Source organism: Corynebacterium sp. HMSC072G08 (genome assembly GCF_001809185.1).
GTDB classification, from domain to species: Bacteria; Actinomycetota; Actinomycetes; order Mycobacteriales; family Mycobacteriaceae; genus Corynebacterium; species Corynebacterium phoceense.
Map to the genome: position 1 here is coordinate 1 of NZ_KV796392.1, position 2,115 is coordinate 2,115.

The following is a 2,115-nucleotide window of genomic DNA, read 5'->3' on the forward strand; positions in this document are numbered from 1 at the left end:
GGGCGGAATCAAGCGGTGGATGCGCCACGCTTGAATAGTTCGTTAAGTATTTCACGTGGGGTTGCGCCGCCGAGGATTTGTCGGGGTGTTTCGTTGAGCTCATTTTGCACCCACGCGACATGTTCGGGTGTGACGGTGGCAAAGTCGGTGCCCTTTTTGTAGAACCTGCGCCTGATCTCGCCGTTGGTGTTCTCGTTGGTTGGTCTCTGCCACGGTGAGTGCGGTTCACAGAAAAACACCTGGCAGCCGTCTTTAATCTGGACTTGTGCTGTGACAGCCATTTCTGCGCCTTGGTCCCATGTGATGGTCTTTAGCTGCTCGGTGTTGAGGTCTTTGACCATGTCCTGCAGGGTTGCGACCACGGTGTGTGAACTGTGCTCATCGGGAAGGTGTCCAAGCAGGGTGTAACGGCTGGTGTGCTCTACTAGGGTAATCAGCGCGCTTTTGCCACCTTTACCAATAACAAGGTCGCCCTCCCAGTGCCCGGGAATAGCCCTGTCATCAGCTTCCGGGCTGCGGTGGGTGATCTCAGCACCTTTGATCCAAGGGCGACCGGTTAACACGCCAGCGTTTCGGGCACGACGCTTGCGTGTTGAGCCGCCGCGGATAAGTACGTCTTTAGTCTTCATGACTTCTTCAAGCTCGGCTCGCAGGCTGCCTTTGCCTTGAATGTATAAGGCACTGTAGATCGCTTCGTGGGAAATACGCATGCTTTCATCATCGCTGAAAGCATGCTCAAGCCATGCACTAATGCGCCCAGGTGACCACCTGCGGGCAAGGCAATCGACTACTACACCCCGAAGCGTTGGGCTTTCATCGAGCTTGCGTAGTTTTGGCCGCACCATCCGACCAGCAGTAGAAACAGCAGCGTTGTGGGCGTTATACCGCAGCTGCTCTGTGCCGTCCTCATCGACGATCTTCCAACCATTACGGGTGATTTCACGAGCGACGACACTGTGGTGCCTATTTATTTTCTGCGCGATGGCTCGTGCCGAATCACCGACACGACATCCCGCTTCAATAGCAACACGGTCTTCAACAGTAAGCCTGCGACCACGCCCTACTAAGGCGTGTTTGTCGAATACGCCGCTAGGAAATCCATCAACGGCTTGAGTTTTCATCGGTGCTGGCATAACAGAATCTTTACCCAGCTTCTTGCCTGTATCTGGCAAAGACACCACCGCCTCATCAGGCGTTCGACGATGTCGCTGCCGGCGTAACTTCGCATACCGCTGCTTCCTTATCCACCCATACACGGTAGAAGGATGCACACCGATAGCATCAGCCACTGTCTGACAGCTCTCACCAGCAAGCACTCGCTCCACGGCCTGGGCACGTTCATCAGGTGACAAGTGGGCGCGTCTAGGCCGCACTTCGATTACACCAGCTTTCTTTAACCTGCTGTGAAGCAAGCCAGTCGATATTCCAACAGTCTGTGCTGCTTGACTGATCGACATACCTGCACGCACCAACCCAACAGCCTCACGGACAAACGGATCACGCAAACGACTCGCACGCCTGCCTGGAGGTTCGACACCTCTTACCCTCAACCAACCGTAAACCGATTCGGGGCCTACACCCACATCACGCGCGACCAGGCTAACTGCCTCGCCTGCCACCACGCGCTCAACAGCAGCATCCTTAACATCCTTCGGAGTCCAACGCGTCACAACTACCTCCCGGTCGAAGTGGCGCATTCACCCCTTGACAGCACGCCCGTTGCCACAACATCCAGGAGTCCAATTGTTTCATGCCGATTTAGAGCACTACTTAGCCATTGTTGAGCGGGTTTATGTTGCGGTGCAGCGGAGTGGAAGGCATAAACGAGAATGTTGACATCAGGAATGATCATCGAGTACCGCCCACACAGCTTCTTTGTTGCTGAGATCAACTAGAGCCGGTCCGCCGCAATCGAAGGAGGGCAGGTTAACGGGGGGTGTCTTCGGTACTGATGCGGGCTTCCTTCTTGAGGGCAGCGCGGACCGCCTCTTCGACGTATGAGCTCAAAGTGACATTGTTGGCTTTGGCTTGGACCTTCGTTTCTTCAAGGAGTTTCGGCGGGAGGTTTATCGTCGTGCGCATACCTTTAGGGTAGAAAGCATCAAGTCATCATTC

General features: G+C 54.9%; 2 pseudogenes. Both read right to left on the reverse strand.

Annotation, left to right across the window (positions count from 1 at the left end):
* Nucleotides 1–8: 8 nt before the first annotated feature.
* Nucleotides 9–1,228: pseudogene (locus HMPREF2559_RS12280) on the reverse strand (IS30-like element IS1513 family transposase).
* Nucleotides 1,229–1,247: 19 nt separating this feature from the next.
* A pseudogene (locus HMPREF2559_RS13460) lies at nt 1,248–1,697 on the reverse strand (helix-turn-helix domain-containing protein); the annotation flags it as partial.
* Nucleotides 1,698–2,115: the final 418 nt, after the last annotated feature.